We start from the raw sequence: 5745 nt of genomic DNA on the forward strand, positions 1-5745 counted from the left end.
GACGGTCGAGGTGGGCGAGCAGGATCAGGTCGTGCTCGGCCTCCTTGGAGAAGCCGAGGCCCGGGTCGACGACGATGCGGTCCGCGGCGACACCGCCCGCCAGAACGGCCTCCACGCGCGCGTGGAGCTCGGCGACGACTTCGGCGACGACGTCCACGTACGACCCCCGTACGGTGCTGCCCTGGAGGAAGCCGCGCCAGTGCATGACCACGAAGGGGGCGCCCGCGGCCGCGACGGCAGGGATCATCGCCGGGTCGGCGAGGCCGCCGCTGACGTCGTTGACGAGGACGGCGCCCGCGGCGAGCGAGCGCTCGGCCACGGAGGCACGCATCGTGTCGACCGAGACGGTGACGCCCTCCGAGGCGAGGCCCCGGACCACCGGGATGACGCGCTTGAGCTCCTCCGCCTCGTCCACGCGGGCGGCGCCGGGGCGGGTGGACTCGCCGCCCACGTCGACCAGGTCCGCGCCCTCCGCGACCAGGTCGAGGCCGTGCTTGACAGCGGCGGTCGTGTCGAACCAGTGGCCGCCGTCCGAGAAGGAATCGGGGGTCACGTTCACGACGCCCATGACCGCGCAGCGGTCCCACTCAGGGAGGCCCGCGACTTGGCTGCGCCCGCTCCTTTTGCTCATGTCCCCAGCCTAGGCCCCCGGCGGTTGGCGGTTGGTCGGCCTTGGTGGTGGGGGGCTCGTCTTGTTCGGCGGCTGGTCGTTGTCTGTGGCTGTGGCCTATTGCCGCTTCGCGGCTGGTTTCCCGCCCACCCACCCGTGGATCGGGCTTCAAGGTTCGGGTCCAAGGCCTCGGCCCCCCTGACGAGCCCAGAAAGCAACCGACCGCCGCGCGGCGCGGGGGTGGGCGTCGCGTGGCGGTCGGGGTTGGTGGGGTGGGGGCGGGGGTGCGGAGGCGGTTACGCCGCTCGTACGTCTCGTTCCGTCACGGCGTGGGCGCAGGGGCGCGGGGCCGGGGCCCGGCGGCGCAGGAGGCGGGGGAGGGCGAGGTTCACGAAGCCCTCGGCCTGCATGGCGGCGAAGCCGATGCGGGGGAGGTCGCGGGAGGAGCGGTAGACGACGAAACGGGGCTCCCAGCAGGGGCGGAACTTCGCGTTGAACTTGTACAGCGACTCGATCTGGAACCAGCGGGAGAGGAACACCAGCAGCCCGCGCCAGGCCCGCAGGACGGGGCCCGCGCCGATCTTCTCGCCGCGGGCCAGGGCCGAGCGGAACATCGCGAAGTTCAGGGAGACACGGGCGACGCCCAGACGGGGGGCCGCCTGGAGGGCCGCCACGATGAGGAGCTCGTTCATGCCGGGGTCCGCCGAGCGGTCGCGGCGCATGAGGTCCAGGGAGACCCCGTCGGTGCCCCAGGGGACGAAGTGGAGTACGGCCTTCAGGTCGCCGTACGGGCCTGGAACGGTGTCTTCCTTGTGGGCCGTGGCGATGAGACAGTCGCCGTCCTCCGGGTCGCCGATGCGGCCGAGCGCCATGGAGAAGCCGCGCTCGGTGTCCGTGCCGCGCCAGGCCTCCGCGGCGCTCCGGATCCGGTCCAGCTCGCCCTCGCTGAGGTCACGGATGCGCCGTACGCGGGTCTCGTAACCGGCTCGCTCGATGCGCTTCACCATCTGGCGTACGTTCCGCATCGCGCGTCCGGCCAGGGAGAAATCCGCGACCTTCACCACCGCCTCGTCGCCCAGTTCGAGGGCGTCCAGGCCGGTCTCGCGGGTCCAGACCTCGCCGCCCGTCTCGGAGCAGCCCATGACGGCGGGCGTCCAGGAGTGGGCCTTCGCCTCGTCCATGAAGCGTTCGATCGCGCCGGGCCAGGCCTCGACGTCGCCGATCGGGTCGCCGCTGGCGAGCATCACTCCGGAGACGACGCGGTACGTCACCGCCGCCTTGCCGCTCGGCGAGAAGACGACCGCCTTGTCGCGGCGGAGCGCGAAGTGGCCGAGCGAGTCGCGGCCGCCGTGCTTGTCCAGGAGGGCGCGCAGCCGGGTCTCGTCGTCCTCCGTCAGGCGTGCGGCCGGGTGTTCGGGGCGGAAGGCCAGGTAGATGGTGGTCACCGCGGTCAGCAGGCCGAGCGCGCCGAGGGAGAAGGCCACCGTCCAGGACGTGGTGCCCTGGTAGTCGACCGGCCCCTCGAAGCCGAACAGGCCGTACAGCACATGGCTGATGCGGTCCGCGAGGCTCGGATTGCCGACCATCCGGTTGGGGTGGACGCTGACGATGACCAGGCCGAGCAGGAGTGAACCCGCGCCCATGAGGACGAAGTTGGCGAGGGCCCGCCAGCGGCTGCGCGGGTCGGGCAGCGCCTTGAACTCACTCCGGTGGCGCAGCAGCGGGGCGAGCAGCGCCAGCGAGATGAGGACCCCGATGAGCGAGTGCCGGTAGGTGAACTGGGCGAGGGCGCCCGCCGGGAGCAGGATCACGGCGGCCCGCCACGCCCGCCGCTTGCGCCGGCGCAGACCGTGGGCGAGGAGCAGCAGCAGGACGCCCGCGCTGAGGGACAGGGCGGCCGCGAACGGACCGAACGCGCCCGGCAGCACCTCGGCGAGCGTGTGCATACGGCTGTTGCGGAAGCGCGGGAAGACACCCGCCGCGATGTCCAGGAGCCCTACGAGCGTGCAGGCCCTGGCGACCAGGGCGGGAACGGCCTCGGGGCGCGGACCGCGGAGTACGCCCCGCAGTCGGCCCGTTCGAGCCGGAACCTCACCCGATATTTCCCCATCTATCCTGACAGACATCGCATCCCGTAGTTCCGCGAGAGACCTTGAATCCGGTGCCAATCCGGCATCCGGCGACATTGCGCCCTCTAGGACGGTGTCTTGGGGAGACAGGTTCACTCCCCATCGGAAAACCGTTTCAAAGGGCAAGGAAAGACCGGGGCAAGGCGCCGTGAAGGAAGCGGCGCCGGTCACCGGCCGGAAAGCGCAGGCAGGAACAGCCCATGGGTCTCACGAGCAACAAGGTGCTGGCATTCGCGGTCCTCTTCGCGGTGCTGCTGTTCGTCGGCACGGTGTGGTGGTGGCCGCGGCTCGCGCGTCGCAACTGGCGTGCCGTGTCGGGGCGGATCGGCCTCCTGCTGGCCACCCAGGTCGCGATCTTCGCGTCGATCGGCCTCGGCGCCAACCAGGCTTTCGGGTTCTACGCCAGCTGGGCCGACCTGTTCGGCCAGGAGTCGGGCCAGGGCATCGTGGTCGACCATGACGCCGCAGGCACGAACGGTCCGCTCCAAGTGGTCGACACACGACAGGTGAACGTCTCCGGAGGGACGCGGCCGCAGATCGGCGGTCAGATCCAGAAGGTCGACATCGTGGGCAGGCGGACCCATATCGCGTCTCCGGCGTACGTCTATCTGCCGCCCGAGTACTTCCAGCCGCAGTACCGCACCCGTACGTTCCCGGCGACTGTCGTACTGACCGGCTATCCGGGTACCGCCGAGGCGCTCATCAAGGGTCTGCACTATCCGCAGACCGCCCACCGGCTGGCGAAGAACGGCACGATGCAGCCGATGATCCTGGTCATGATGCGGCCGACCGTCGCGCCGCCGCGCGACACGGAATGCGTGGACGTTCCCGGCGGCCCGAAGACCGAGTCGTTCTTCGCCAAGGACCTGCCCGACGCGGTATCGCACCACTACAGGGTGGGCAAAAAGCCCGGGAGCTGGGGAATCGTCGGCGATTCAACGGGCGGTTACTGCGCGCTGAAGCTCGCGATCCACCACCCGGAGACATACGCCGCCGGGGCGGGCCTTTCCCCCTACTACAGGGCGCCGAGCGACCCCACGACGGGCGACCTCTTCCATGGGAACGAGGAGTTGAAGAACCGCGCCGACCTGATGTGGTACCTGAAGCACAAGCCCGCGCCCGACACCTCACTGCTCGTCAGCAGCAGCAGGAACGGCGAGAGCAACTACCAGGAGACGCTGCGGTTCATCGACCTGGTGCAGGCGAAGAAGCCGACCCGGATCTCGTCGATCATCCTCGACAGCGGAGGACACAACTTCAACACCTGGCGGCGCGAGATCCCGGCGACCCTGCAGTGGATCAGTGGACGGCTGAGCGACCGATGAGCGACCGATGACTGTCTTTCCCGGACGCCGGGAGAAAGCCTCAAGAACCCCACTCGGAATTCCGCAATCCGCAGGAGAAGGGTTGATTCGGGAGAAGGGGCGATCAAGAAACAGCGGCCTGTGCAGTGGCAGTTGGGGCGGCCGATGAGGGACCGAAGTCGTGGTCGTCGAGTGGCCGGTGCGGAGATTGCCCGGTGATGGTGCGGTGAGAAGGTCTCGGTGTGGCTGTGTTTTTGCCCCGCGGGGCACCACGATTCGCCTACGCGCGGTAAGTTTCTGGCCATGCCACGAGGACGTCACCGCCATTCCCCACCTCTGCACCGGCTGTTGCCCCCCTCGGCGATCGCAGGCGTCTCCGCCGTCTGCGCCGCGGGGCCATGGCTGTTCTCCGAAACGTTGGTGCTCCGAGGGCTGGCCGCGGGTGCCGCGGCCACGGCTGTCGCGGGCGCGGTCGTCATGCGCCGCTGGGACGCGGCGGCGGGCAAACGGGTCGCGGACCTCACGCGCGCGCGGGCGAGCGACGAGTGGCGTCACGAGGAGCGGGCCGCCGAACTCGAGACCGACCTCGACGAGTCGCGCGAGCTGCGCACCAAGCTGGAGCAGCGGCTCCGCGCGAAGCGCGCCGAGTTGCAGGGGCTGCGCAACGAACACGCCGCTCTGCTGCGGCGGTACGCCACGGCGGAGACCGAGCGTGCCACCGCGCTGGAGGGCCGCCGGCTCCTTGAGATAGAGGCGACGGCTCCGGCCAGGGCATTGCCCGCCGCGGCTTCGATACCGCCGGATACGGACGAGACGGCATCCGCCTCCGCCCAGGACGCGGTTCCGGAGGCGACCGCGGCGACGGTCCAGGCCGCCCTCGCGGCGTCCGCGGCGGCCTCGGTCCTCTACGTGAAGGCCAACGCGGCGCTGGACCGGCTCGCGAAGGGCGCAGTTGTCGATGCGGCCGATGCGCCCGGCGCCTCCGGTGCGACCGAAGGCGCGGGTTCGGCGGACGACTCCGCGGAGGACGTGTCCGAGGACGGCGCGCCTGCTGAGGACGTGACGGCGGAGAACGAGTCGGTGACGGCCGACTCCACGACGGTCGACTCCACGACGGATTCGGCGACGGACGACTCCTCTGCGGCCGAGGCCAAGGCCGACACCAAGGCCGACACCAAGGTCGAGACCGAGGCCGAGGACACCGCCCCCGAGGCGGCCGATTCAGCTGCCGAGTCCGCGTCCGCCGAGGGCGGTTCGGCTCAGGAGGACGCGGCCACGGGCGGCTCCGCACCGAGCGCCTCCGCGAAGGGCGGTCCGGTCAAGCGGGCCACCACGAAGGGCGGCGGCCCCAAGGGTTCGCCCTCGCCGGGAGGCCCCGGCAAGCGGGCGCCCCGGCCGAACGGTTCCCCGAACGGCTCCGCCAAGGGCGCGTCCGCGGCCGGCAGCACCGTGACGGGTGCCCCCGCCAAGGGTGACGCCGGGCAGGAGGGCGAGGCCCGGGGGAAGTCCGAGGCGGTCGGCGGTCATGAGCGCACGGCCGCCGCGACCGCACCGATATCCGCGAGGCCCGCGAAGGCCACGCAACCCGCGGAGACCGTACGGCCGCACGCGCAGGCCACCGCGACCGACGTGAGCCCCCAGCGGTCCACGGCGACCGACACGGCCCCCCAGCGGTCCGCGGCGATCGACGTGACGCCCCTTC

At 71.2% G+C, this 5745-nt stretch carries 4 protein-coding genes; 2 read left to right on the forward strand and 2 right to left on the reverse strand.

All coding sequences use genetic code 11. The features are described 5' to 3' along the window. Positions 1-631, reverse strand: a 631-nt coding sequence (folP, locus tag O3Q52_RS47685) for a dihydropteroate synthase (RefSeq protein ID WP_269654710.1), incomplete at its 3' end; no start/stop codon positions are given. A 275-nt stretch (positions 632-906) separates the two neighbouring features. Further along, on the reverse strand, positions 907-2712 hold the full coding sequence (locus O3Q52_RS47690; protein ID WP_269654713.1) for a phosphatidylglycerol lysyltransferase domain-containing protein: 1806 nt from the start codon (positions 2710-2712) through the stop codon (positions 907-909). Positions 2713-2939: 227 nt separating this feature from the next. On the opposite strand from O3Q52_RS47690, the gene O3Q52_RS47695 reads away from it, so the two are divergent. Both O3Q52_RS47695 and O3Q52_RS47700 read left to right on the forward strand, forming a co-directional pair. After that, positions 2940-4064, forward strand: a complete 1125-nt coding sequence (locus tag O3Q52_RS47695; RefSeq protein WP_269654711.1) for an esterase family protein — start codon at positions 2940-2942, stop codon at positions 4062-4064. A gap of 282 nt (positions 4065-4346) precedes the next feature. Continuing rightward, the coding region (locus O3Q52_RS47700) for a hypothetical protein (RefSeq protein WP_269654712.1) at positions 4347-5745 on the forward strand (1399 nt) is incomplete at its 3' end.

Source organism: Streptomyces sp. ActVer (assembly GCF_027270795.1).
GTDB lineage: Bacteria > Actinomycetota > Actinomycetes > Streptomycetales > Streptomycetaceae > Streptomyces > Streptomyces umbrinus_A.

Excerpts from the sequence above, each read along its gene's own strand:
- O3Q52_RS47695 (WP_269654711.1), top strand. The coding sequence starts at position 2,940 with ATGGGTCTCACGAGCAACAAGGTGCTGGCATTCGCGGTCCTCTTCGCG.